This window comes from Tsuneonella sediminis, assembly GCF_051912845.1.
Lineage (GTDB): Bacteria > Pseudomonadota > Alphaproteobacteria > Sphingomonadales > Sphingomonadaceae > Tsuneonella > Tsuneonella sediminis.
In genome coordinates, this window is the sequence record NZ_JBNCBU010000001.1 from 1,659,253 (window position 1) to 1,681,890 (window position 22,638).

A 22,638-nucleotide genomic window follows, 5' to 3' on the forward strand; every position below is an offset into this window, starting at 1 on the left:
TAACCATGAGCCGATAGACCCCACGCGCATCCGGGGAGTCTGCGCGACGCCCTCGCAACCCTTTGTTACACAACGGAACCGGTCGTTTGGCGCTCGCAAAACCGCATCTTGGGACCATGGTCCGGCGCATGAACGACCCGTCCGCGCGCGCGACCGGCGCAAGCCTCGCGATCCAGCTCGCGGCGGTCGGGGCGGCCTTTGTCCAGGCGCTCTTCGCCGCGCGCCTGCTCGGCGCTGAAGGATACGGCAGCGTCGCCTGGGCGATGTCGCTCGTCTCGGTCGTGGCGACGGTCTCGCTGCTCGGCTTCGGCCCCCTGGCGGTGCGCGAGATCCCTGCGCGCCGCGCTGCCGGAGACACCGCCGGGGTCGCCGCATTCGTGATCGTGTCCATCGCCGCGGTGGGCATCCTGTCGTCGATCGCGGCAGCATGTTTCGTCTGGCTTGTCGCGCGGGCGAGCTGGGTCGCGGAGGACTATCACGAGATCCTAGCCCTCTGCGGCCTCCTGATTCCCCCGCTGGCGCTGATTGCCCTCTTGCGCGGCATCGCCCAGGGCTTCGGGCGGGTCGTGCTCGCCCAGGTGCCGGGCGACCTCGTGCGGCCGGGCATCCTGATCGCGGCAATGGCGGGCGCGATCGCGACCGGTACGGCTTTCGGGCCGGTGCCGTTTATCCGGACCGCGATCGCGGGCACGTGGATCGCTGCAATCGTCCTTGGCTGCCTCTTGTGGCGCGCAGAACTTTCGGCGCTTCCGGCGCCGAGCAGGAGGGGACCTGGCCGATCACACGTGATTGCCGCGCTGCCCTTCCTCGGCCTCGGCCTGACCGGCCTGCTAGAAGCGGAGGTCAGCACGCTCATGGTCGGCGCGCTCGCGGGCCCGTTCGAGACGGGCATATTCCAGCCGGTCGTGCGCATCGCGCCGCTGATCATGCTGCCGGTCCAGGCCGCGCTGATGCAATTCGCGCCGCTCGTGGCCGCCCACTGGCAGCGCGGCGAAGTCGATGCCATTCGCGCGCTGACGGCCAGGTTCACCGCGCTGACAGCCGCCATGACGGCAGGTGCGGCGCTGTCGATCGCGCTGGCGGGGCCGCTGCTCCTCGGCGTGTTCGGCCCCGATTTCGTCAAGGGCGCGCACCTTCTGTGGATCGTCGCCGCGGCGCAGATCTTCAACGCAGCGTGCGGGCCGGTGGGAACGCTGCTGATCATGAGCGACCGCAGCGGATGGGCTCTCGGCGGCCAGTTGCTCGGCCTTGCCCTCAACGTCGCGATCGGGATCGCGCTCATTCCCGTCTACGGCGCGCTCGGCGCTGCGCTCGGCATGGCGGGCGGGATCGCTGCCTGGAACCTCGTTCTCGTCGTCCTGGTGCGCCGACGGTTCGGCTTCGACCCGACCCTTCTTGGTGCCGTGATGGTGCTGACGCGGAGGTCCCGATGACCGCGTTGATGATCCTGGGCATGCACCGCTCGTTCACCTCGCTAACTGCCCACTGGCTGATGAGGTGCGGCCTCGACATCGGCGCGAACCTCCTCGGCGGGTCCGAGGGCAACGACGAGGGCCATTTCGAGGATCTCGAATTCCTCGCGCTGCACGAGAAGATCCTGCGCGACAACGGCCTGCCCGAAGACGGCCTGCGGTTCCCTGCTGATCGAACGTTCCGGTTCGAACAGTTCGCAGGGATCGAGATCGGGCAGGCGGCGCGACTGGAGGCGGCCGACCTCGTCGCAAGCCGGCCCGGCCAGTTCGGCTGGAAGGAGCCGCGCACCTGCCTGTTCCTGCCGCTCTGGCGCGAGATCCTGCCAGCGGCGGCAAGCCTCGTGGTGGTGCGGCATTTCGACGATGTCGTCCGCTCGCTCGACCGGCGGGACCGCGCCCTCGTCAGGCAGAACCTGAACCTGCGGAACCGCTTCCGCTCGTGGCGCGATGGCCGGCATCGCAGCCACGACGCGTTTCTCGGCGCCTGGGTTCACTACAACCGCTGCCTGCTGGACCACATCCGGCTGAGCGAAAGCTTCGTGGTGACCGACCTGGTCGGGCAGGCCGATGCGGCGATCCGGTGGCTGACGGATCACGGGTTCCTGCTCGACCCGGTGCCGATCGCCTCGGTGGCGCGGCCGACCCCGCCGCCCGACCCGAACCGGTTGTCCTATCGCTACGACGTCAGGCTCCTTGCCGAAGCGCATGCGCTGTTCGGGGAACTAAGCGCGCTCGCCGGTCCGACGGACGCTCAGGAGTAGAACTTGTAGGCCTTCAGCAGGACCCGCGGGTGCCATTCCCCCAACACGGCGACATCGATGCTGCGCGCCGCGCGGCGAAAGTCCTCTATCGAGCCGGCAAGGGGGCGCAGTTCGCGCAAGGCCGTCATTCGCACGATGGCCCTGTCCCGCTTCCCGCCCGAAGCCACCCAGCGCCGGGACACCCGGTGCAGACGCCCGAACGCCGCCCGTGCCTCGGGGCGGACGACCTCCGAATGCGCCAAGAGATCGATCGCGGCCATCAACCGTTCGCGCGAACGGTTGATCCGTTCGAGCCAGAGCAGGAAATGCCGCGGCCTGAGCAGGAGTGGATTGATCCGCAGCGCGATGGTGTCGTTGTGCGAATTGGCCGCATGCAACCGGTGCTGGACGACCGCCTGGTGATCGTAGACGATCCCGCGCGAGAATTCCGCGAGCAGACCGATCAGCCAGTCGAACGGTTCGTCCGAAGCGAACACGCTCTCGGGCATGACGTCGCGCACCGCGATCATCGCGTGACCCGATATCTGCGGGCGGAAGATCGTCAGCAGGCGGTCGTCGGGCCGCCTGCTCGAACGCAGGACCCGCAACAGGTCGCGGCCGAATGGCCGGCCATCGCTGTCGATGAGGTCCGAACGCCCGAACGCGAGCGCGGCGTCGCCGATCGCGGCGACCAGCCGCTCGAGCTTGTCGGCGGCCCAGATATCGTCCTGGTCGGAAATCGCGATCCATTTGCCCCGGGCCAGCCGAAGCAGCTCGACGAGGCGCGCCTTCTGGCGTCGGTTCCCTTCCGACGGGAGGAGCGTGATCCGCGGATCCCGCGCGGCGTACTCGCGCAGGATCGCGACCGTGTCGTCGGACGAGCCGTCGTCTATCGCGAGCAGTTCCCAGTCGCCGAAGGTCTGTGCGACGATCGAATCGAGCTGGGCACGCAGGTACCGCGCACCGTTGAAGGTCGGTAACAGGATCGATATTGCGGGCGGCATGCAGTCGTGGGTCCCGGGGGGCTGACACCCACGTGTAGACGGACAACCGGGGCGCGGTCATCAGCCAACCGCGCGCTATCCCGATCTGGATGAGGCGAGGGTCGGGGGTATGAAGCGTGTCCACCTGACAGCCGAGCGCAGGCTCCTCGCATGGATCGCGCTTGTGGCGGGCATCCTCGGCGCCACGCTTCTTGCGGCGGGGCATCACGGGCTCTCGGCGCATTACTTCAGCACCCAGGGGTCGCCGGTCATCGCCCTTCTCTGCGTCGTGCTCGTCGGCCTCGCGCTGCGGCCCGTGCGGTTGCGGTTCGAACCCCGGGCGCCAGGCGCTTTCGCCGCCGGCGCGATCGCGCTCCTGATTGCCCTGGCGACATGGACGGGCACGCACTGGCTGATGCTCGACTACCAGCTTGCGCGCGACACCCAGATGGCGGTGTTCGATGCCCGCATATTCGAAAGCGGCAAGCTCGCACAGCCGCTGGCTCCGTTCTGGCGGCCGTTCGCCCTTGCACTGATCCCCGACTTCCTGCTGGATATTCCCGGCCACGCCCTGCTTGTGTCGACTTACCTCCCCGGTAACGCCCTGCTGCGCACGCTGTTCGCCAGGGTTGCCGAGCCCCAGCTTGCCAACCCCGTTCTCCTCGCGATCGCTATCCTTGCGCTGTGGGACATCGCGCGCCGCACCCTCGGCTCGTGTCCTGCTGCCGTGTGGGTCGCGCTCGCGACTGTCGTGCTGTCGGCGCAGGTCCTGGTGGCGGCGATGACGCCGTACGCGATGACCGCGCATCTTGTCTTCAACCTCGTCTGGCTCTGGCTATTCCTGCGCGACCGGCCCTGGCTTCACGCGTGCGCCATGGCTGTCGGACTCTACGCGATGGGGCTGCACCAGGTCGTGTTCCATCCCCTCTTCGCCGGTCCCTTTATCCTCACGCTGCTGGCCGCGCGGCGGTGGGCGCTCTTCGGCGCCTACGCGCTCGTCTACGCCGCGGGAGTCCTGTTCTGGTTCGCCTATCCCTCGCTCATCGCGTCGATGGCGGATGTCGTCCCCCAGACCGGGTCGGCCGCAGGCGTCGCGCCGTTCGTCGAGGGACGGATTCTCCCGCTGTTCACCGACCGGGCAACCGGCGGGGTCGGCTACATGGTGTACAACCTGCTGCGGCTCTGCGCCTGGATGCCGCTGTTCGTGGCCCCATTCGTCGCGCTTGCCTGGCCCGACGTGCGCCACGGACGCGGCATTGCGCTGCCGCTGTTCGCCGGTTTCGCGCTGACCCTCGCCGCGATGTTCGTCCTGCTGCCGTACCAGGGCCACGGCTGGGGATACCGGTACGTCCATGGCCTCATCGGCAACCTCGCGCTTCTGGCGGGCTACGGGTTCGTGCGCTGGCGGCAGAAGGATCGGGAGACGGCAGGGGGCACATTCGCGGTGACGACCGGGCTTACCGCGCTGCTCACGCTCCCATGGCTCGCATGGTCGGCCCATGCCTTCCTGGCGCCGCACGAACGGGTCTATCGCGCCCTTGCAGGTCAGACCGCCGACTTCGTGATCGTCGATACCGATTCAGACCGTGCCCTCATCGACCAGGTGCGCAACCGCGCCGACCTGTCGAACCGGCCGCTGTTGCTGTCGAGCAGGGGTCTTTCCGAGCAGCAGGTCGCAACCCTGTGCGCGATGGGCACCGTTACGTTTGCGGACGCGCCAGCGCTTGCCCGTCACGGTGTCAGGGTCCCGCCCGACGTGCAGGGCGACGGGCGCGAACGGCGCAGTCCCCGATACGCCGCGCTGGTGGGGCTGGCCGGCGATCTGGATTGCGGAAAACCGCTGGACTAGCAGCGATCCTAAAGCGCGCCGGACAGGCGGGCGCGCACGCGGGGTGCCACGCGCTGGCCGAGGCGCGACAGCCGAAGGTAGCGGGCCGCCGCGACGGGACCAAGCCTTGCGACTTCCGCCAGGCCGCGCAGCGCGGCCCAGGGATTGCCGCCCGCTGCCCGCGCAAGGAGGACGTTGATCCGGACCGAGGCGTGACAGATCGGACCGAGCGGGCTCGCGGGAGGCAGGTGCCGGTCGAGCACCGCGCCAAGCTGGGCGGCCAGGTCGCTCCGGCATCCGGTCATAGTCTGCGAACCGCCGTGAATGCGAAACCCGGTGCGGGGCACCGGGTCGTAGTGCGCGGCGCCAAGCGCGGCGAGCTTGAGCCAGAGGTCCCAGTCGGGCGTATACCAGAGCGACTCGTCCATCCCGCCTACGGCCAGGTAGGCGTCGCGCCGGAACACGGGAGCCGGCATGGCGATGGTGTTCTGGACCAGCAGCGCGTCGCAGAGCGCGGCGCGGTCGACGCGTCCCGGAGAGACCGGTACCGACCAGGTGCCGAACTGGCGACCGCGGGCATCGACGATCCGGCAAGCCCCGAGATACAGCGACGCATCCGGCGCGCACCCGAGATCGCGGACGAACGCATCCATCCGGCCGGGCAGCCACAGATCGTCCTGGTGAAGCGTGCAGACGTATTCGCTCGTGGAAGCCTCAACGCCAAGATTGGTCTTGCGAGTCCAGCTGGGCACGTCCGGCCACCAGGCGTAATCGATCGCCAGTCTTTGCGCGTGGGCGGCTATCAGCTCGGTGCACGGTCCGGACGGCGTCGAATCGCGGATGATAACTGCCACTCGCGAGTCGTAGCCCGGCAGGCTGCGGAGCGCATCGCCCAGCCAGCGCCCCCCGTCGTGAACGGGCATGACGACCGTCAGGAGCCGGCCGGGCACGGCCTCGCTACCTCGCGGCCGGGGTGAAGCGATTGTCGTTGCCGGCGATGATCGCGAGCATGAAACCGCCGATCAGCGTCTGCATGCCGATCGCACCGGTCATGACGGCCAGCGTCAGCGGCAGCTGGCTGTCGAGCGCGGCGAGGCCGCTGCCGATCCACTTCGTGCCGATCGCGCCGAGCCCTATGAGCGATGTCGCAACGAGACCCGCACCGGCAAGCAGCAGGGTCTCGAGCGTGAACAGCGGTCCGATTCGCGCGATCAGCGGGTGCAACCGGCGATAGCCGCTGTTCACACCGTGAAGGTGCGTGGCCGCCGCGCAGAGCAGGGCGAAATGGCCGCCCGTGGCAAGGAAGCCCCCCACGATCGTCCAGCTGGTGCCGAAGAAGCTCTCGCTGGTCAGTACTCCGGTGGCATGAAGCGAGGCGCTGCCGAGGATGATCGCGGCGAGCACAAGCGCCAGCGCGCCGGGTACGCCGAAAACCCATGTCGGGCTGAGCATGAAGAGGTAGCGCAGGTGCCGCCAGCCGTCTCGCCACGGCCGCAGGTGCGGCGCGCGCTGGCGCAGGTCGGGCGAGAGCGTGGCGGGAACCTCGGCCATGTCGAGCTTCAGCAGCGCTGCCTTGATCACCATCTCGCTGGCGAACTCCATCCCGCTGCCGGTGAGGTTCAACCGGTCGAAGGCGTCCTTGCGGATTGCGCGCAGCCCGCAGTGGGCATCGCCCATTCCCGTGCGGAAGAAGACGTTGAGGATCCCGGTCAGCGCGGGATTGCCCACGTGCCGGTTCTTCCACGGCATGGCCCCGGGCGCGATTCCGCCGCGAAAGCGATTGCCCATGCACAGGTCGCGCCCCGAGACGAGCTCGGCGATCATCGCCACGCCTTCGGTGAAGTCGTAGCTGCCGTCGCAGTCGCCCATGAGGATGTAGGTCCCTTGCGCCGCGCGGCACCCGCCGATCAGCGCCGCGCCGTAGCCCCGGTCCGCGACAGGAACGACCCGTGCACCGAGCTCGGTCGCCAGCGCCTGGCTGCCGTCGGTGGACCCGTTGTCGGCCACGACGATCTCGCCCGACAGATCGAGTTCGACGCGCAGCCTGGCGAGTGTCTCGAGCGCCCTGCCGATGCAGTGCGGCAGGCTGATCGCCTCGTTGAGGCAGGGCATGACGATGGTCACGTCGGGACGGTCGATCCCGGTCACCTCAAAACCGTCGAAGCGGTCCAGCGTCGCGTTCATGAAGCCCCCCAAATCCCTGCCTCTCGCTTGAGTGGCGGGATTTGGTTAATTTTCCCTCAAGCAGAGGGTGCCGGAGACGGCTGTGACTACTTGCCCGGCGGCGGCGGCGGCGTCTTGTCACCTTCGCCCGGCAACGCACCCGCGCGCTCGCGCTCGAGGCGTTCCATGTACTGCTTCTCCAGCTGCTCGACCCGCGCCTGGGTTTCGGCGGCTTCCTGGTCGATCGTCGCCAGGCGCTCCGCCCGCGCCGCGGCGATCAGTTCGGAGAAGCGCACGTTGGCGCTCTCGCGCTTGTCGGCGTAGAACGCGTCGATGAGCTGCTGGGTGCAGCCGGTGAACCCGCCTGCGCCGGCGGTCGAGCACGACATGGTCCCCGACCGCCCCACGATGTCCAGCCGCTCGACCCGGCGCGCCCACGCCATGTTGGCCGGGTCGTCGCTGAACCGCAGCGCTTCCGGAATGCGGTAACGGTCGTTCTCGGGCAGCCGCGCGACGACGACGATCTCGTCGCCCTGCGCCTGCGGAGCAGGGTCGTCGCCATAGACGATGACCATGCGGACCTTGTCCCCGCCCGCGTCTTGCGCCGCGGCGGGTGTTGCGAACGCCGCGGAAGCGGCGGCAAGCAACGGAAGTGCAATCTGGCGGATCATCGTGTCATCCTCGTCGAAAAGCGGCGGTCATTCGGCCTCGCCGGCGCTGAACCGTCCATGAAGCGCCCTGTCCCAAGCGCATTGATCTGCGCCAAAGTTCCTCAGATCCGCTCGGCGAGCCGGATCGCGATGCGGCAGCCGAGCCGGATCGCGCCCGAAAGCAGCGCGTAGGCCGGCGCCTGCTCGGCCCCGGCGGCCAGAGCGGCGTCGCGATGCTCGCGCTCGTCGTCGCGGAATTCCGCGATCATCGCGGCGAGGGCAGGATCGCTGCCGTCCGCCCTCAGGGCATCCAGCTGGGCCGAATAATGGCGGTCAATCTCTTCCTCGACCGCCGCGGTGCACGCCATTGCTGCCTCCGGCCCGAGGAGGGCGGTGCCCGCACCCAGCGCATACCCCGCGACGTGCCAGAACGGCTGGAGCGCGCTCGGGCGCACTCCGCGCGCGGCCATCAGCGCGTCGAACGCCTCGCGGTGGCGGCGCTCCTGCTCGGCCATGCCGGCGATTTCGGCGGCGTGCGGAGCACGGTCGCCCATCACCGCGAGCTGGCCGGCGTAAATCCGCTGCGCGCCGTACTCCCCGGCCTGGTCGACGCGGATCATGCGGGCAGTGTCAGGTTTCACTGCGCAGTCCCAGAAGGCGAAGTATGGCGAGCGCGGTGCCGGTCGAGATCAGCGCGTTCCACCCCGCGAGCGAAATCCCGAACAGGCTCCACGGCACCTGGTCGCAGCGCACCAGCGGCGCGTTCATGATCGATTCGAGCGGATCGCCGCCGGCAGCGGCAGGCGAGCTGCACGCCGTCATGCCTTCCCACCACCCGTATTCGACGCCCGCATGGTACGCCCCGATCCCGCCCGAGGCCAGGATCGCAAAGCCGGCCAGCGCAATCCACAGCCGCTTAGGGGCGGCAACGGTCGAGAACACTGCGAACCCGATCGCGGCGAAATGGGGGTAGCGCTGCCACCAGCACATCTCGCACGGGTAGAGGCCGAACCCGTATTCGCTGAGGTACGCCCCTCCCAGCAGTAGGGCCGGGACGGCCAGCGCGAGGCGCTGGGCCAGCTTGTCGGAGGCAGACAGCATCAATTGCGGCGGGCCATCGCGCTTGGCGCGGTGCGCCGAAGCGTGTCGAGGGCATAGGTGAGCTGGAAGTCCTCGATGCCCTTTTCCTTCAGCTGCTCGGCCGTCATCTGGAACCGCGGATCGTCCTTGCGGTCGCGTTCGAGTTCCTCGTCCTTGAGAGCCGCTTCGTTGACGAGGTGCCCGCGCAGGTCCGATTCGCGCAGGCGGAACTTCTCGCGCTTGGCGAGATCGGGATCGGACAGCTGCGGAACGCGGATATCGGGATCGATCCCGCCTTCCTGAACCGAATGGCCCGAAGGCGTATAGTACCGCGCCGTGGTCAGCTTGAGGGCCGCGGTCCGGCCCAGCGGCAGCAGGGTCTGGACGCTGCCCTTGCCGAAGCTGCGCTCACCCATCACCACAGCGCGCCGCTGGTCTTGCAGCGCCCCGGCCACGATCTCGCTCGCCGAGGCCGACCCGGCATCGATCAGCACGATCACCGGGACGCCCTTGGCCATGTCGCCCCGGAACACGCTCTCCGCGCTGTAGACGAGCGATTCGCCCTTCGCGCGGCCGCGTTGCGAGACGATCTGGCCCTTCTCGAGGAACAGGTCGGACAGCGCCACCGCCTCGTCGAGCGAACCGCCGGGGTTCTGCCGCAGATCGAGGACGAGACCGTTGACCCGGCCCGCCGCCTGTTTCTTCAGCTCGTTCCACGCCTTCAGCACGTCGGTGCCGACATCGCGGCTGAACTCGTTGACCGAGATGTAGCCGATGTTGCCCGCCTCGAGTTTGTGAGTGACCGGCTCGAGCTCGATCACGCCGCGGGTGACGGTAACGTCGAACGGCTCCTCGCGGCCCGTGCGGAAGATCGTCAGCCGGATGGTCGAACCCGCCGGCCCGCGCATCTTGGCGACGGCGTCGTCGAGCTCGCCGCCGTAGATCAGCTTGCCATCTAGATGGGTGATGTAATCGCCTGCCTTGATGCCGACCTTGTCGGCGGGGCTGCCCTTGAACGGCGAGACGACCTTGACCGCGCCGTCGTCCATCACGACCGACAGACCGAGGCCCGAGTAGTTGCCGTCAATCATCGTCTCGAGCCGCTGGAGATCGCCGCCATCGAGGTACGCCGAGTGCGGGTCGAGGCTTGCGAGCATGCCGTCGATGGCGCCGCGGATGAGCTTGTCGTCCTCGACCGGCTCGACGTAGCTTGCCTTGATCCGCTGGTAGACCGCGAACAGCTTGGCGAACTCGGGTCCCGCACGTCCGTCGACCTGGGCAAGGCCCGCCGTGGTCGCGGGAATCAGCGCGATGGCGCTGACCAGGGCGGCGGAACGGACGATTGCGGCGAGTTTCATGGAACGGCGATCCTCGAATGACAGGCCCGCTATGTATCGCGCAGCCGGCGTTAACGCCAGATGAGGCGAAAGCCCGTCCCGCGGCGGGATTGCGCGCGCGGGGCGATCAGCGCAGGTAGTCGACCGGGTTGACCGGCTCGCCCTCTCGGCGCAGCTCGAACCCCACGATCGGCCGGCCGCCGCCGGCGACCCCGACAGGAGCACCTGCCACCAGTTCCTCGCCCACCGTCACGTCGACCCGCGCAAGCCCGGTTACCAGACTGGTGAAGCCGCCCGCATGCTCGACGATGACGATCCGGTCGAACCCCCGGAACGGGCCCGCGAACGCGACGCGTCCGGCAGCGGGGGCGACGACCTGGGCCCCGGCGGCCGGGGCCAGCGCAATCCCGTCGGACAGCGCGCCGCCGACACCCGGCTGGCCGAAACCGGCGACCGTCCGGCCATTGACCGGGAGCACGAACCGGGGGCGGGTCACTTCCCGCGGCGAGGCGGCCGCCGGTCCGTCGACGAGAACCTCGCTCGCGCCGGGCCGCGGGGGCCGCAGGAGCGGTCCCGGAAGGGCCGCGAGCCGCGCCCGCAAGGTGCCCGCGGCGTCGAGGCGGGTCACCAGCGCATCGAGATCGCGCGCTTCCTCGGCGAGCGCGAGCGCCCGCTCCGCCTCGCGCGCGGCAGCACCGCCCGCCTCGCGCGAGGCGAGCCGCTGGCGTGTCTCGAGCGCGGCAAGCCGGGTGCGCCGTTCGGCCAGGACCCGCTCGCCGTCCCTGAACGCGGCGTAGGCGGCGCGCGCCTCGGCCTCGATTGCCTGCGCGCGATCGAGTTCGCCCCGCAGCGCAGCGGTGCGGCGACGCACTTCGGGCAGCGTGGCGTCAAGCATTGCCCTCAGGTACACCGTCTCCCGCAGCGATCCCGGGCGCAACACGGCAAGTGCAAGCGGGCGGCGCGCGAGCTTCTGCAGCCCGCCCGTGAGCCGGGCCAGGGGTTCGCGCCGTTCTGCCAGCCGCCGCTCGATCCCCGCCCTGGCACTCCGCGCAAGCGCGATGCGTGCCCGTGCCGCCGCGATCTCGGACTCTGCCTGCTGGATGCGCGCGGCGACGGCCGCGGCCTCGCGCGCAGTCCTCTGCGCTGCGGCCCGCGTCGAGCGCGCCTCGACCTCGAGCCGGGCTGCCCGGGCGCCTGCGGCCCTCGCCTGCGCCCGCGCCTCGGCCAGCGCCGTGCGCGTCTCGCCCGCATCGCGATAGCCGCTGCCGATCTGGGCGACGGCCGCTCCGCCGAGGGCGAGAGCCACGAGAGCGGCCAAGGCAAAGCGCGCGTGCATCGGCCCCCTGTAGCGCGATCAGCCGCTGCGATGATAGGGATGCCCGGCCAGGATGGTCGTGGCGCGGTAGAGCTGTTCCATCAGCATGGCGCGGGCCAGCAGGTGCGGCCAGGTCATCGCGCCCATCGCCAGCAGTAGGTCCGCCGCCTCGCGCTCCCCGTCGGAGTGACCGTCGGCCGCGCCAATCACGAAGCGCGCCTCGCGCACCCCGTCGTCACGCCACCGGCCGAGGACCCCGGCGAATTCTTCCGACGAAAGCGCCTTGCCCCGTTCATCGAGCAGGACGGTCCGCAGCGGCGTGAGCGGGTCGGGCACCCGGCCCCCGGACTCGGGCAGTTCGGTAAGCCTGACCGGCCAGGCAATCCGTGTCTCGTACCGCGCGACGAGTTCGGCCTCGGGCGAGCGACCGATCCTGCCGCGCGCAATCAGGTGCAACAGCACGTCGAGCTATCCGCGCTCGATCGGACAGCGTCGCGCGGCGAGAGGGCGCGCGGTCGCGTTCAAGCCGTGCCGGTCGACGACACCTTCTCGTCGCCGAAACCCCACATTCGCTCAAGGTTGTAGAAGCTGCGGACTTCCGGGCGAAACAGGTGAACAACCACGTCGCCGGCATCGATCAGCACCCAGTCGGCGGCGGGCAGCCCCTCTACGCGTGCGGGACCGAAGCCCTCGGCCTTGACCTTCTCGGCGAGCTTCTGCGCCATCGCCGCGACCTGCCGGGTCGAGCGGCCCGACGCGATCACCATGTGATCGGCGATCGAGCTCTTGCCCGCGAGCGGGATCGAGACGAGGTCCTGCGCCTGGTCGTCGTCGAGCTGGGCGAGGACGAGCGCGTGCAGGCGGTCGGCGGGTTTGTCGGTTTGCGTCACCGGACCTCCGGGGGAAACGCCGGCACCAGCCGGCAGGGGATGCGCCTGTTGCATAGGCGTTTGACGTGCTCCTTCGATGGAATGGACAACGGCACGGATGTACCAACGCACGTCATTCCTGCGGAGTTTCCTCCGGGCCCGGGAACGATCTGCGATGAGCACCGGGGAGCGGCGCGGCCTGAAGGCTGGCATCCCGGCGCGGAGCCGGAAGACTGTCGACATTCCAACGCGTCAGCACGTGCGGCCGATGCACTCCCGTTGCCCGCGGTCAGGAAGGCGCCGGGCGGGTGCGGGCACCCCGCCGGACGATCCCATGATAGCCTGTGCGCGCCCGGCCTGCAACGACGATGACGATGCGTCCGCGCGCCGCCTTGCACCGCCGCCGGGCGGCTGCGATAGGGCGCCCCATCGGCAAGGCCAGCGGACAGGACGAATAGCGACGTGAGCAAACCATCCGGCGCCGCACAGGCCCACCCCGTCCTCGTCACCGGCGGCGCGGGCTACATCGGCAGCCATGCCGTCCTCGCGTTGCGCGACGCGGGTTACCGGGTCGCGGTCATCGACGACCTGACGACCGGGTTTCGCTTCGCCGTGCCGGACGACGCGGATTTCTACGAGGGCGACATCGAGGATTCCGCGCTCCTCGCCCGGATCTTCGCCGAGCAGGGCATGGGCGGCGGCACGGGTGCGGTAATGCATTTTGCAGGCTCGATCGTGGTGCCGGAATCGGTCGAGGACCCGCTCAAGTACTACCACAACAACACCGCCAAGAGCCGGGCACTGATCGCGGCGGCGGTCTCGGCAGGCGTGCCGCATTTCATCTTCTCGAGCACTGCAGCGACCTATGGGGTGCCGGCGGTCGAGCGGGTGGCCGAGGACTGCCCGCAAGTCCCGATCAACCCGTACGGATGGTCGAAGCTGATGACCGAGCGGATGCTCGCCGATACCGCGTTCGCGCATCCGATGAACTACTGCGCCCTGCGCTATTTCAATGTCGCCGGCGCCGACCCGGACGGGCGCAGCGGACAATCGACCGCGGGGGCGACCCACCTCATCAAGGTCGCGGTGGAGGCGGCGCTGGGCAAGCGCGAACACGTCGCGGTCTTCGGCACCGACTACGACACTCCCGACGGCACGGGCGTGCGCGACTATATCCATGTCTCCGACCTTGCTTCGGCGCACGTCCTCGCGCTGGAAGCGCTCGCCGCCAGTCCGGGCCGCTCGCTGCAGATGAATTGCGGCTACGGGCGGGGGTTCTCGGTGCTGGAGGTGCTCGATGCGGTCGACCGGGTGACCAATACCCCGATCGAGCGCCGGTTCGAGCCGCGCCGCGCGGGCGATCCCGGCTGCCTCGTTTCCGACAACGCGCGCATCAAGGCGACCCTGCCCTGGGAGCCGCGATACGCCGATCTCGACACGATCGTGCGCCACGCGCTCGCATGGGAGCGAAAGCTCACCGAACTGCGGGGTAACTGACCGCCGTCAGCCGACCGGGCGTCCGGTGACCTCGTCCCGGCCCTTTGCGTGCATGTGCCGTTCGGCCCACGCGGGGTCCGCAGCCCGCAAAGCGGTCGCTGAAATCGGATCGGGATCGTAGCGCAGCCAGACGAGCATCGGCGCACGCACGCTGGCCTTCCGGAATGTCGCCGGTGTCGTGCGATACCGGCCCAGCCATGCCATCGCCGGACTGGCGAACGCGGCCGCCTCGTAGCCCGGCCTTGCGAACACGGCGATCGGGACCAGCCGCGCGATCGCCCGCCAGTCCTTCCACCGGTGGAACTGGGCAAGGTTGTCGGCCCCCATGATCCATACGAAGCGCCGGCGCGGGTAGCGCCTGACCAGCGCGCGCAGGGTATCGACGGTGTAGCGCGTCCCCAGCTCGCTCTCGATCGCGGTGGCGCGGATCGGCGCGCGGCGCGATGCCGCGCGCGCCGAGGCGAAACGGGCTATGAGGGAGGCCATGTCGCCGCCCGACTTGAGCGGGTTGCCGGGAGATACCAGCCACCAGACTTCCGCCAGCCCGAGCCGGTCGATCGCCGCGAGACTTATGCGGCGGTGACCCCGGTGCGCGGGATTGAAGCTGCCCCCGAGCAGGCCGGTCACGCGGCCAGGGCGCCTCGCCGCAGGCGTGGCCGCGCGCGCTCCGTTGCGCTTCATTCCTCAGCCGCGCCGGCGTTGCGGCAAATCCCGCGCATCGAGGACTTGCGACCGCGCCGTCACTGCGCCTCCTCGAGAAGCTGCTTGATCTGTTCGCGATAGAGCAGCGACCCGGCCGTGCAGGCCGCTGTCCCCGTCGCGAGGCCGGCGAGGAATCCGACCGCGGCCCCGGGCCCAAGCGCGGCGGTACCGACCGCTCCCGCCCCGCCCAGCGACAGCCCCGTCGTGCGGGCGCAGCGCTTGGCGAGATCGAAAATCGACTGCTGTTCGTCGTACGAATAGAAGCCGAGCTTCACGATTTCCCTCTGGAATGCGCGAAAATCCACGTCAGCCATGCTATCTGCCCCCGTCGGTTGGATGAGACGGAGCTTCGCCAACCGCTGCCCCTCCGTCAAGCATGCGGATGGACGTCAGCCGCGCACCTGCCCGCTGCCTCTCACGAGCCACTTGTAGGTCGTCAGCCCTTCCAGCGCGACCGGACCGCGGGCGTGGAGGCGACCGGTGGCGATGCCGATCTCGGCGCCGAGGCCGAACTCCCCCCCGTCGGCAAACTGCGACGAGGCATTGTGCATGACGATCGCCGAATCGACTTCGCGCAGGAAGCGGTCCGCGACCTGCGCGTCTTCGGTGACGATCGCATCGGTATGGTGCGATCCGTGCGCGGCGATGTGCGCCATCGCCTCGTCCGGACCGTCGACCACCGCGACCGAAAGCACTGCGTCCAGGTACTCGGTGTCCCAGTCCGTATCGCTCGCCGGGGTCACCCGCGGATCGATCGCCTGCGCGCGCGCGTCGCCGCGCACTGCGCAACCCGCCTTGACGAGGTCTGCGATGACCGCCTGGGCGCCGGGAAAGGCGGCATCGACGAGCAACGTCTCCATCGCGCCGCAGATACCGGTGCGGCGCATCTTGGCGTCGAGCGCGATGCGGCGGGCCTTGTCGGGGTCCGCGGCGGCATGGACGTAGGTGTGGTTGATCCCGTCGAGGTGCGCGAGCACGGGCACGCGAGCCTCGGCCTGGACCCGCGCGACGAGGCTCTTGCCCCCACGCGGAATGATCATGTCGATCAGGCCGGACGCGGCGAGCATCGCGCCCACTGCCGCGCGGTTCTGGGTTGGCACCAGCTGGATCGCCGCGCCCGGCACGCCCGCGCTCTCGAGGCCGCGCACCATCGCCGCGTGGATCGCGCGGTTCGATTCCACGGCCTCGCTCCCGCCGCGCAGGAGCGCCGCGTTGCCGACCCGCACGCAGAGCGCCGCGGCATCGGCAGTCACGTTGGGCCGGCTCTCGTAGATGATGCCGATCAGGCCGATCGGTATCCGCACCCGTTCGAGGACCAGCCCGTTGGGCCGGTGCTGGCGCGAGATGACCTCGCCCAACGGGTCGGGCAGCGAGGCCACGGTGCCTACGGCGACGGCGATATTCTCGAGCCGGTCAGCGTCGAGCCGCAAGCGGTCGAGCATGGGCGGTGCAAGGCCGGCGGTTTTTCCCGCCGCCAGGTCCCTCGCGTTGGCAGAAAGGATCGCCGCCGCGTCGGCACGGAGAGCGGCAGCGGCGGCATCGAGCGCCGCCGCCCTTTTCTCCGGATCGATGCGCCCCAGGACCTGCTGGGCCGCGCGGCCGGCCCGTGCCAGCCGGGTTACCAGCTCAGTCGCTTCACTTGAGGAATTTCCCGAGGCCATCGGCGGCGTCTATCATCCCGACGCGCAGGAACCAGTCAGGAAAACTGGGCGGCCTCAAACTCCCGCCATGCGAGTCAGTTCCCGACTGAAGAAGAAAATTTCGCAGCTTGAGAACGTTTCGTCCCGCGACTCTAACGACTCGCCCCGAGAGTTAACGAGTCGATTCGACCCACGTGGCCATGTTTGCTAGCCGCCCGACCGGGATAAGAACGGGACATAGGGGTCGTACCTCACATGAATGCTGTCGCCGGCGGCTGGAAAGGCCGCTTGCGTACCTGGTTTCCGGATCGCGAATTCTTCATGCGTTCGCAGGGCCAGGTCCGCTTCATCAAGATCACCGGACGGGTGCAGATGATCGCCGCGAGTGCCGCGCTCGCGGCCCTGCTGGCATGGGGCATCTCGATGGCCGTCATGGGCTGGCTGCAATATCGCGCCGCCGCCGACCGGCTCTCGCTCCTTGAGCGCGAGGCGACCGTCGCCAAGTCGGAAGAGCGTGTGGGCGCGTACCGCGCGAACATTCAGGAAGTCGCCGACGACCTCCAGCGGCGCCAGGACTTCATCGAGGAAATGACCGAATCGCTGCCCGATGACGTAAAGCGCGTCGGTACGGTAACCGATTCGACGGGCGAAGCGGCCAAGACGGTGTCCAAGGTATCGGCGCTTATCCCCGAAGCCGGTGCTCTTGCCCGGATCGAGGCGCGCCAGCTCGCCTATGTCGAGAAACTGACCCGCTATGCCGACCGGCGCGCCGAAAAGAGCGCCGCCGCGATCCGCAAACTCGGACTCGACCCCAACGCGATGCTCCGCGCCGCGAGCAGGGGCGCGATGGGCGGCCCGCTCCAGAAGCTGGCAACCGAAAGCGACGGCACGATCGATCCACGCTTCGAGCGGCTCGGCCTCAGCCTTGCCCGGATGGAAGCGCTCGATCGCAGCCTGTCGGGAATTCCCCAGTACCGCCCGGCCAAGGTCGAGATGCTGACGTCCAGCTTCGGGTTCCGCCGCGATCCGTTCACCGGCGCGTCGGCGATGCACCAGGGGCTCGACTTCCGCGGTCCCACCGGCGCCCCGATCTATGCCGCCGCGGACGGCCGCGTGAGCTTCGTCGGTCGCAAGAGCGGGTACGGCAACGTCGTCGAGATCAGCCACGGCAACGGGATGATCACCCGGTACGCCCACATGTCCAAGTTCCGTTCGCGCGTGGGGCAGAAAGTCGCCGCGGGCGACGTCATCGGCGCGATCGGATCGACCGGCCGTTCGACCGGTCCGCACCTCCACTTCGAGGTGCGCGTCAACGACCGCGCGGTGAACCCGCGCCCCTTCCTGGAGGCAGCCCCCAATGTTCTCAAAGAAGCCCGACGAGTCCGCACCATCGAGCCCGCCAATGGCTAGGCAGGCACCCGGCGGATCGACGTTCTCGGTAATCGGGAGCGACGTGACCATTCGCGGCAACATCGAGGCTACGGCCGATCTTCACATCGACGGCCGGGTCGAGGGCGACATCACCTGCGCCAGCCTCGTCCAAGGCGCGGACAGCCACGTCGAAGGAGCGATCGAGGCGGAGAGCGCCCGGCTTGCCGGGACGATCAGCGGGTCGATCACCGCGCGCGAACTGGTCGTGCTCAAGAGCGCGCGGATAAACGGCGACGTTCACTATGACGCGCTGACGATCGAGCAGGGCGCCGAGGTAGAGGGCCGGTTCGCCCACCGCGTTCCTTCGAGGCCGGCCGCAGTCGCCAAGCCGCACGACGACGGCGAGCCCAAGCTGACGCTGGCGGGCTGATCGCCGCGTCGGGGTTCACCCGCCCGCGGCCTGCTCCGTCACTTCGGCCAGCAGGGCCTTGCGGTCGAGCTTGCCGATCATCGTCTTGGGCATCTCGTCGCGGATCTCGACGCCGCTGACCCGTTCGTGTTTGCCGACGCGGGCGTTGAGCCAATCGGCCAGATCGCTTGCCGCAACTGGGCCATCATCCGTCAGGGTGACATAGGCTCGCGGCATCTCGCCCAGATATGGGTCTGGTAGCCCGAGGACGAGCGCCTCCTTCACCGCCGGGTGATCGAGCAGCACCGCCTCGACCTGGCTCGGGAAAACCTTGAACCCCCCGACCGCGATCATGTCCTTGATCCTGTCGACGATGGCGATGAAACCGTCCGCGTCGATTTCCGCGACGTCGCCCGTGCGCAACCAGCGCGTGCCGTCCCTGTCGGCGAATGCGTTGGCCGCGGCATCGGGACGGTTCCAGTAGCCCTGCATGACCTGCGGTCCCGCGACCGCGAGTTCGCCGGGAGCACCTGCCGGCGCATCGCGCGACGGGTCCTCCTTGTCGAGCAGGCGGACCCGGGTATGCGGGAGGACCTGGCCGATCGTTCCCGGCTTGCGGGTACCTTCGTAGGGATTGGTGGAAACCACGCCGCTGCTTTCGGTAAGGCCGTACCCCTCGACGAGCCGCGAGCCGGTGGCCGCCTCCCACTTCTCGCGCACCGGCGCAGGCAGCGGCGCGCCGCCCGATATGCACACCCGTAGCGACGAGAAGTCGGTCTTCTGAAGGTCGGGGTGGTCGAGCAGCGCCTGGTACATCGTCGGCACCCCGGGAAAGGCGGTTGCCCGGACCCGCTGCAGCGTCTTCAATGCCTGCTTTGCATCGAACCGCGGCAGCATCGCGATGCACCCCCGGTTGGCGACGGTGCGATTGAGGACGCAGGTATTGGCGAAGACGTGGAACAGGGGCAGCACGCCCAGGATCACGTCCCGCTCGCCCTGCCGGGGGTCGATCGCCTCGACCTGCAGGGCGTTGGTCGCAAGGTTCGCATGGGTGAGCATCGCTCCCTTGGGCCGGCCCGTGGTGCCGCCGGTATATTGCAGCAGGGCGAGGTCGGCGTGTGCCAGGGTGGGCAACGCGCCATCGGCTTCGCGGAGCAGATTGTCCCATCGACACACCCCGGGGCGCGTGGGAATCGGCGCCAGCGCCTTGCGTCCCAGCACCTTGAGCGCGATCCGCTTCGTCCACGGGAGTATCGCGCCGAGGTTTCCCACCACCAGCGTCTCAAGCCCCGAACGGTCGAGCACCTCGAGCGCGGTGGGAAGCAGGCTGGCGACATCGACCGTCACCAGCATGCGCGCGCCCGAGTCGGCAACCTGCGCGCTCAGTTCCTCGGCGGTGTAAAGCGGGGAGAAGTTCACCACCACCGCACCAGCCATCATCGCGCCGTAATAGGCCGAGAGGTAGATCGGCACGTTGGGCAGGAACAGGCCGACGCGGTCGCCGGCGGCGATGCCGCGGGCAAGCAGTCCGGCAGCCACCCGGCGGGCTTCGTCCAGCACCTGCGCATAGGTGTACTCGCGCCCCAGGAAATCGATGAGGGGCCGGCTTGGCGTATCGGCCGCGGCCCGCTCGAGCAGGCCGGGCACGGTCAGATCGGGAAGCACGACATCCCAGGCGCACGGGTGCGCGTAGTGTTCGGGCGCGGGACGGTCGATCCTACTGACATCCATGTCAGCAGGATGCTGGAATCCTTCGCTTTTGGCAAGCGGACTCGCCGGGAAGCCGTCGATGGATTAGCTTTCGCTGGCCTCTTCGGCGCGCTTGTTCTCGAGCCAGGCGGCGGCCTCGGCCTCCTGCGCGGCTTCGACCGCGGCCTTCGCGGCGGCTTCGCGCTCGGCGCGCAGTTCCTCGATCAGCGCCTCGCGATCGGTGCCCAGCCGCGCCTCGCGAGCGCCAGTGTCTTCCTCGAGGCCTGCCTTCTTGGCGGCCTTCGCGACCATCGCGTCGAGTTCCCGCTGCGAGCAGAGGCCAAGCGTAACCGGGTCCTTGGGATTGATGTTCTGGATGTTCCAGTGGCTGCGCTCGCGGATGGCGGCGATCGTGTTGCGGGTCGTGCCGATCAGCTTTCCGATCTGCGCGTCGGACACCTCGGGGTGGTTGCGCAGGATCCAGGCGATGCCATCGGGCTTGTCCTGCCGCTTGGAAACCGGGGTATAGCGCGGCCCCTTGGTGCGGCTGACCGCGACGGGCGCCTTGTGCATCCTGAGCGAGTAGCTGCTGTCGGCCTGGCCCTTGTCGATCTCCTCGTTGGTGAGCTCGCCAGCGTGCACGGGATCTCGCCCCGTGTACTTGGCACCGGCGAGATCGTCGGCCATCGCCTGCACCTCGAGGATGTGGAGGCCGCAGAACTCGGCGATCTGCTCGAACGAGAGCGCGGTGTTGTCGACCAGCCAGGTGGCGGTCGCGTGCGGCATCAGCGGCTTGGGTTGGTCGGCCATGATCGGTGTCCTGAAAATAGAGAGGCCGCCCCTCGCGGGGCGGCCGTTGGACCCGATCTAGGCCATGCGGCCCTGCGAGGCAAGGGTATCGTCAGGCGGCCGAGGGCAGCCCCGGCCTGTCGGCCTTTCGCGCGCGCAGTCCACGCACTGGATTAATTACGACGCGCGCCGCCGACTGCCACCGCGGCAACCGGGCCACTGATCCCGGATTGTTGCCGATAGCGCCGGCTTCCCATTCGATGAGCATCGCCGCGTCCTTTCTGAAGCTTCTTCGGGTGCGGTTCGGTTAGCGGCCATATGCGACAGTACGGCGACGGTTTCGCGGCCGGTCGCGGCCCGCGGGACGGCGGGCGTCAGCCGCCCGGCCGGCTCATCGGAACATAGCCTCGAACCGCCGCCACCCGCTCGATCCAGCGGCACACGTTCGGCCGGTCGTGCAGGCGGAAACAGCCCGCTTCGGCGACGTGAGTGTAGGCGTAGAGTGCAATGTCGGCGAGGCTGATCGCGCCGCCGACGAACCACTCCCGCGTCGCCAGATGCCTGTCCATCAGCGCCAGCGCGTCCTCGCCAGCCATCCGCTTGGCGGGAATCATCGCCCGCTGCTGCTCGGACAGGTGCGCCTCGCCCACGAACGCCAGCCAGAAGCGGAGCGTCGCGATGTTCGGCTCGTGACTGTATTGCTCGAAGAACATCCAGCGCAGCATGTCGGCCCGTTCGAAGCGTTCTTCGGGTATCAGCGCGCTGCCTTCCGCAAGGTACCAGCATGCCGCGTTCGATTCGGGCAGGAACCGTGCGCCCTCACCCTCGGCGCCGATCTGCAGGACCGGAATCCGCCCGTTGGCGTTGACCGCGGCGAGAAACTCGGGAGTACGGGTTTCGCCCCGCATGATGTCGTATTCGCGGACCGCCAGCGGCGTGCCGAGCAGCGCGGCGGTCAGCTTGATCTTGTAGCAGTTCCCGCTGCGGGGATCCTCGTGGAGGGTCAGCTGGGGAGGCGGATCGTCAGTCACCCGCCACTTGTAGCACGATCTTGCCGATATGGTCCCCACCTTCCATCCGCCGGTGCGCGGCGGCCACCTCGGCGAGCGGGAACGTGCGGTCCATCACCGGCCGGACCGTGCCGTCGAGCACGAGAGGCCAGGCGACATCGGCGATTTCGTCGGCGAGCAGTGCCTTGAACTCGTCCGACCGCGGGCGCAGGGTCGATCCGGTCAGCGTCAACCGTTTGCGCATGACGAGCGCCATGTCGATCGTCGCCTTGAGCCCGCCCAGAACTGCGATCGTCACGTGCCGCCCATCCTCGGCGAGGCACTGGAGGTTGCGCGCGACGTAATCGCCCGACACCATGTCGAGTACGACGTCGACCCCCTTGCTCGCGGTGAACGCCTGGACCTCCTCGACGAAGTCCTGGTCTCTGTAGTTGATCGCGAGATCTGCCCCGAGCTGGCGGCAGGCGGCGCACTTGTCCTCGCTGCCCGCGGTCGCGATCACGGTCAGTCCGAACGCCTTGGCGAGCATGATCGTCATCGTCCCGATCCCGCTCGTCCCGCCGTGTACGAGCAGCGCCTCCCCTTCGCTGGCGTAGGCGCGCTCGAACACGTTGTGCCACACCGTGAACAGCGTTTCGGGGAGCGCCGCCGCCTGGTCCATCGGCAGATCGTCCGGCACGGCGAGGCAATGCCGCGCATCGGCGAGGCAGTACTCGGCGTAGCCGCCCCCCGAGACCAGCGCGCAAACCGGCTGGTTGAGCATCTCGGGCTCGACGCCCTTGCCGATTGCGACAATGGTACCCGACACTTCCAGTCCGGGGATTGGCGAGGCTCCTGGCGGTGGCGGATAGAAACCCTGGCGCTGGATCACGTCGGGCCGGTTCACCCCGGCAAAGGCGACCCTGACAAGCACCTGCCCCGCACCCGGTTCGGGCGTTGGCAGCTCTTCGGGGCGAAACACGTCGGCGCCGCCGGGCGCGTCGTAGCCCATGGCGGTCATCGTTGCGGGAATGACCTTTGGCAAAACAGCCCCCTGTTGCCGGTTTGCGACAGCGCGCCAGGCGCCTCGCGCACCTAGCGGCGCGGGCCATTGA

The 22,638-nt window shown here is 69.0% G+C and carries 23 protein-coding genes; 6 read left to right on the top strand and 17 right to left on the bottom strand.

Annotated features, from left to right (window positions below; genetic code table 11):
- Window positions 1–128: 128 nt before the first annotated feature.
- Together ACPV3N_RS08380 and ACPV3N_RS08385 are read left to right on the top strand one after the other, a co-directional pair.
- Window positions 129–1,433 (top strand): oligosaccharide flippase family protein, encoded by a 1,305-nt coding sequence (locus tag ACPV3N_RS08380; RefSeq protein ID WP_440116566.1) that lies wholly within the window; start codon window positions 129–131, stop codon window positions 1,431–1,433.
- Window positions 1,430–2,233, top strand: coding sequence for a sulfotransferase family protein (locus tag ACPV3N_RS08385; protein WP_440116568.1), 804 nt, complete (start codon window positions 1,430–1,432; stop codon window positions 2,231–2,233). The genes ACPV3N_RS08380 and ACPV3N_RS08385 overlap by 4 nt, the downstream gene beginning before the upstream one ends.
- Here ACPV3N_RS08385 and ACPV3N_RS08390 read toward each other — a convergent pair.
- A complete protein-coding gene (locus ACPV3N_RS08390) occupies window positions 2,224–3,216 on the bottom strand; it encodes a glycosyltransferase (RefSeq protein WP_440116569.1) in 993 nt (330 codons plus the stop codon). The genes ACPV3N_RS08385 and ACPV3N_RS08390 overlap by 10 nt on opposite strands.
- 109 nt (window positions 3,217–3,325) lie before the next feature.
- Between ACPV3N_RS08390 and ACPV3N_RS08395 the strand changes: the two genes are divergently transcribed.
- On the top strand, window positions 3,326–5,044 hold the full coding sequence (locus ACPV3N_RS08395) for a hypothetical protein (RefSeq protein WP_440116571.1): 1,719 nt from the start codon (window positions 3,326–3,328) through the stop codon (window positions 5,042–5,044).
- A gap of 8 nt (window positions 5,045–5,052) precedes the next feature.
- Here the strand turns inward: ACPV3N_RS08395 and ACPV3N_RS08400 are convergent, their stop codons facing one another.
- From ACPV3N_RS08400 to rsfS, 9 genes are all read right to left on the bottom strand, one after another.
- Complete coding sequence (locus ACPV3N_RS08400) at window positions 5,053–5,973, bottom strand: glycosyltransferase family protein (protein ID WP_440116573.1); 921 nt, start codon at window positions 5,971–5,973, stop codon at window positions 5,053–5,055.
- A 7-nt stretch (window positions 5,974–5,980) separates the two neighbouring features.
- On the bottom strand, window positions 5,981–7,207 hold the full coding sequence (locus ACPV3N_RS08405; protein WP_440116575.1) for a glycosyltransferase family 2 protein: 1,227 nt from the start codon (window positions 7,205–7,207) through the stop codon (window positions 5,981–5,983).
- 86 nt (window positions 7,208–7,293) lie between these two features.
- Window positions 7,294–7,857 (bottom strand): hypothetical protein, encoded by a 564-nt coding sequence (locus tag ACPV3N_RS08410; RefSeq protein ID WP_440116577.1) that lies wholly within the window; start codon window positions 7,855–7,857, stop codon window positions 7,294–7,296.
- A gap of 101 nt (window positions 7,858–7,958) precedes the next feature.
- Window positions 7,959–8,456 carry a demethoxyubiquinone hydroxylase family protein gene (locus ACPV3N_RS08415; RefSeq protein WP_440117492.1) on the bottom strand — a complete coding sequence of 166 codons (498 nt, stop codon included), beginning with the start codon at window positions 8,454–8,456 and terminating at the stop codon, window positions 7,959–7,961.
- A 10-nt stretch (window positions 8,457–8,466) separates the two neighbouring features.
- Window positions 8,467–8,937: a disulfide bond formation protein B gene (locus tag ACPV3N_RS08420; RefSeq protein WP_440116579.1), complete on the bottom strand. Its 471-nt coding sequence runs from the start codon at window positions 8,935–8,937 to the stop codon at window positions 8,467–8,469.
- Window positions 8,937–10,274, bottom strand: coding sequence for a S41 family peptidase (locus ACPV3N_RS08425; RefSeq protein WP_440116581.1), 1,338 nt, complete (start codon window positions 10,272–10,274; stop codon window positions 8,937–8,939). Before ACPV3N_RS08425 ends, ACPV3N_RS08420 begins: the two co-directional genes overlap by 1 nt.
- A 106-nt stretch (window positions 10,275–10,380) precedes the next feature.
- Window positions 10,381–11,589, bottom strand: coding sequence for a murein hydrolase activator EnvC family protein (locus ACPV3N_RS08430; protein ID WP_440116583.1), 1,209 nt, complete (start codon window positions 11,587–11,589; stop codon window positions 10,381–10,383).
- Window positions 11,590–11,607: 18 nt separating this feature from the next.
- Window positions 11,608–12,030, bottom strand: coding sequence for a 23S rRNA (pseudouridine(1915)-N(3))-methyltransferase RlmH (locus tag ACPV3N_RS08435; protein ID WP_440116585.1), 423 nt, complete (start codon window positions 12,028–12,030; stop codon window positions 11,608–11,610).
- Between the two features lie 59 nt (window positions 12,031–12,089).
- The gene (gene rsfS / locus ACPV3N_RS08440; RefSeq protein ID WP_440116587.1) at window positions 12,090–12,512 is read right to left on the bottom strand and encodes a ribosome silencing factor; all 423 of its coding nucleotides are present in this window, start codon (window positions 12,510–12,512) and stop codon (window positions 12,090–12,092) included.
- A gap of 387 nt (window positions 12,513–12,899) precedes the next feature.
- On the opposite strand from rsfS, the gene galE reads away from it, so the two are divergent.
- A complete protein-coding gene (gene galE / locus ACPV3N_RS08445; RefSeq protein WP_440116589.1) occupies window positions 12,900–13,934 on the top strand; it encodes a UDP-glucose 4-epimerase GalE in 1,035 nt (344 codons plus the stop codon).
- 6 nt (window positions 13,935–13,940) lie between these two features.
- Here the strand turns inward: galE and ACPV3N_RS08450 are convergent, their stop codons facing one another.
- From ACPV3N_RS08450 to ACPV3N_RS08460, 3 genes are all read right to left on the bottom strand, one after another.
- Window positions 13,941–14,615 carry a nicotinate-nucleotide adenylyltransferase gene (locus ACPV3N_RS08450; protein WP_440116591.1) on the bottom strand — a complete coding sequence of 225 codons (675 nt, stop codon included), beginning with the start codon at window positions 14,613–14,615 and terminating at the stop codon, window positions 13,941–13,943.
- A gap of 59 nt (window positions 14,616–14,674) precedes the next feature.
- On the bottom strand, window positions 14,675–14,950 hold the full coding sequence (locus tag ACPV3N_RS08455) for a hypothetical protein (RefSeq protein ID WP_440116593.1): 276 nt from the start codon (window positions 14,948–14,950) through the stop codon (window positions 14,675–14,677).
- 75 nt (window positions 14,951–15,025) lie between these two features.
- Window positions 15,026–16,297, bottom strand: a complete 1,272-nt coding sequence (locus ACPV3N_RS08460) for a glutamate-5-semialdehyde dehydrogenase (protein ID WP_440116595.1) — start codon at window positions 16,295–16,297, stop codon at window positions 15,026–15,028.
- A 234-nt stretch (window positions 16,298–16,531) separates the two neighbouring features.
- On the opposite strand from ACPV3N_RS08460, the gene ACPV3N_RS08465 reads away from it, so the two are divergent.
- Window positions 16,532–17,686 carry a M23 family metallopeptidase gene (locus ACPV3N_RS08465; protein ID WP_440116597.1) on the top strand — a complete coding sequence of 385 codons (1,155 nt, stop codon included), beginning with the start codon at window positions 16,532–16,534 and terminating at the stop codon, window positions 17,684–17,686.
- On the top strand, window positions 17,679–18,077 hold the full coding sequence (locus ACPV3N_RS08470; protein ID WP_440116599.1) for a bactofilin family protein: 399 nt from the start codon (window positions 17,679–17,681) through the stop codon (window positions 18,075–18,077). The genes ACPV3N_RS08465 and ACPV3N_RS08470 overlap by 8 nt, the downstream gene beginning before the upstream one ends.
- A gap of 15 nt (window positions 18,078–18,092) precedes the next feature.
- On the opposite strand, the gene ACPV3N_RS08475 is transcribed toward ACPV3N_RS08470, so the two are convergent.
- From ACPV3N_RS08475 to ACPV3N_RS08490, 4 genes are all read right to left on the bottom strand, one after another.
- Window positions 18,093–19,787 carry a long-chain-fatty-acid--CoA ligase gene (locus ACPV3N_RS08475; protein WP_440116601.1) on the bottom strand — a complete coding sequence of 565 codons (1,695 nt, stop codon included), beginning with the start codon at window positions 19,785–19,787 and terminating at the stop codon, window positions 18,093–18,095.
- A 63-nt stretch (window positions 19,788–19,850) separates the two neighbouring features.
- Window positions 19,851–20,555 (bottom strand): DUF1013 domain-containing protein, encoded by a 705-nt coding sequence (locus tag ACPV3N_RS08480; RefSeq protein WP_440116603.1) that lies wholly within the window; start codon window positions 20,553–20,555, stop codon window positions 19,851–19,853.
- Window positions 20,556–20,908: 353 nt separating this feature from the next.
- On the bottom strand, window positions 20,909–21,565 hold the full coding sequence (locus ACPV3N_RS08485) for a glutathione S-transferase family protein (protein WP_440116605.1): 657 nt from the start codon (window positions 21,563–21,565) through the stop codon (window positions 20,909–20,911).
- A complete protein-coding gene (locus ACPV3N_RS08490) occupies window positions 21,558–22,535 on the bottom strand; it encodes an NAD(P)H-quinone oxidoreductase (RefSeq protein ID WP_440117494.1) in 978 nt (325 codons plus the stop codon). The genes ACPV3N_RS08485 and ACPV3N_RS08490 overlap by 8 nt, the downstream gene beginning before the upstream one ends.
- Window positions 22,536–22,638 lie beyond the last annotated feature (103 nt).

Excerpts from the sequence above, each read along its gene's own strand:
- ACPV3N_RS08410 (WP_440116577.1), bottom strand. The coding sequence starts at position 7,857 with ATGATCCGCCAGATTGCACTTCCGTTGCTTGCCGCCGCTTCCGCGGCG.
- ACPV3N_RS08460 (WP_440116595.1), bottom strand. The coding sequence starts at position 16,297 with ATGGCCTCGGGAAATTCCTCAAGTGAAGCGACTGAGCTGGTAACCCGG.
- ACPV3N_RS08475 (WP_440116601.1), bottom strand. The coding sequence starts at position 19,787 with ATGGATGTCAGTAGGATCGACCGTCCCGCGCCCGAACACTACGCGCAC.
- ACPV3N_RS08405 (WP_440116575.1), bottom strand. The coding sequence starts at position 7,207 with ATGAACGCGACGCTGGACCGCTTCGACGGTTTTGAGGTGACCGGGATC.
- ACPV3N_RS08425 (WP_440116581.1), bottom strand. The coding sequence starts at position 10,274 with ATGAAACTCGCCGCAATCGTCCGTTCCGCCGCCCTGGTCAGCGCCATC.
- ACPV3N_RS08455 (WP_440116593.1), bottom strand. The coding sequence starts at position 14,950 with ATGGCTGACGTGGATTTTCGCGCATTCCAGAGGGAAATCGTGAAGCTC.
- ACPV3N_RS08390 (WP_440116569.1), bottom strand. The coding sequence starts at position 3,216 with ATGCCGCCCGCAATATCGATCCTGTTACCGACCTTCAACGGTGCGCGG.
- rsfS (WP_440116587.1), bottom strand. The coding sequence starts at position 12,512 with ATGCAACAGGCGCATCCCCTGCCGGCTGGTGCCGGCGTTTCCCCCGGA.
- ACPV3N_RS08415 (WP_440117492.1), bottom strand. The coding sequence starts at position 8,456 with ATGATCCGCGTCGACCAGGCCGGGGAGTACGGCGCGCAGCGGATTTAC.
- ACPV3N_RS08490 (WP_440117494.1), bottom strand. The coding sequence starts at position 22,535 with ATGGGCTACGACGCGCCCGGCGGCGCCGACGTGTTTCGCCCCGAAGAG.
- ACPV3N_RS08395 (WP_440116571.1), top strand. The coding sequence starts at position 3,326 with ATGAAGCGTGTCCACCTGACAGCCGAGCGCAGGCTCCTCGCATGGATC.
- ACPV3N_RS08470 (WP_440116599.1), top strand. The coding sequence starts at position 17,679 with ATGGCTAGGCAGGCACCCGGCGGATCGACGTTCTCGGTAATCGGGAGC.
- ACPV3N_RS08385 (WP_440116568.1), top strand. The coding sequence starts at position 1,430 with ATGACCGCGTTGATGATCCTGGGCATGCACCGCTCGTTCACCTCGCTA.
- ACPV3N_RS08480 (WP_440116603.1), bottom strand. The coding sequence starts at position 20,555 with ATGGCCGACCAACCCAAGCCGCTGATGCCGCACGCGACCGCCACCTGG.
- ACPV3N_RS08430 (WP_440116583.1), bottom strand. The coding sequence starts at position 11,589 with ATGCACGCGCGCTTTGCCTTGGCCGCTCTCGTGGCTCTCGCCCTCGGC.
- ACPV3N_RS08465 (WP_440116597.1), top strand. The coding sequence starts at position 16,532 with ATGAATGCTGTCGCCGGCGGCTGGAAAGGCCGCTTGCGTACCTGGTTT.
- ACPV3N_RS08450 (WP_440116591.1), bottom strand. The coding sequence starts at position 14,615 with ATGAAGCGCAACGGAGCGCGCGCGGCCACGCCTGCGGCGAGGCGCCCT.
- ACPV3N_RS08420 (WP_440116579.1), bottom strand. The coding sequence starts at position 8,937 with ATGCTGTCTGCCTCCGACAAGCTGGCCCAGCGCCTCGCGCTGGCCGTC.
- ACPV3N_RS08380 (WP_440116566.1), top strand. The coding sequence starts at position 129 with ATGAACGACCCGTCCGCGCGCGCGACCGGCGCAAGCCTCGCGATCCAG.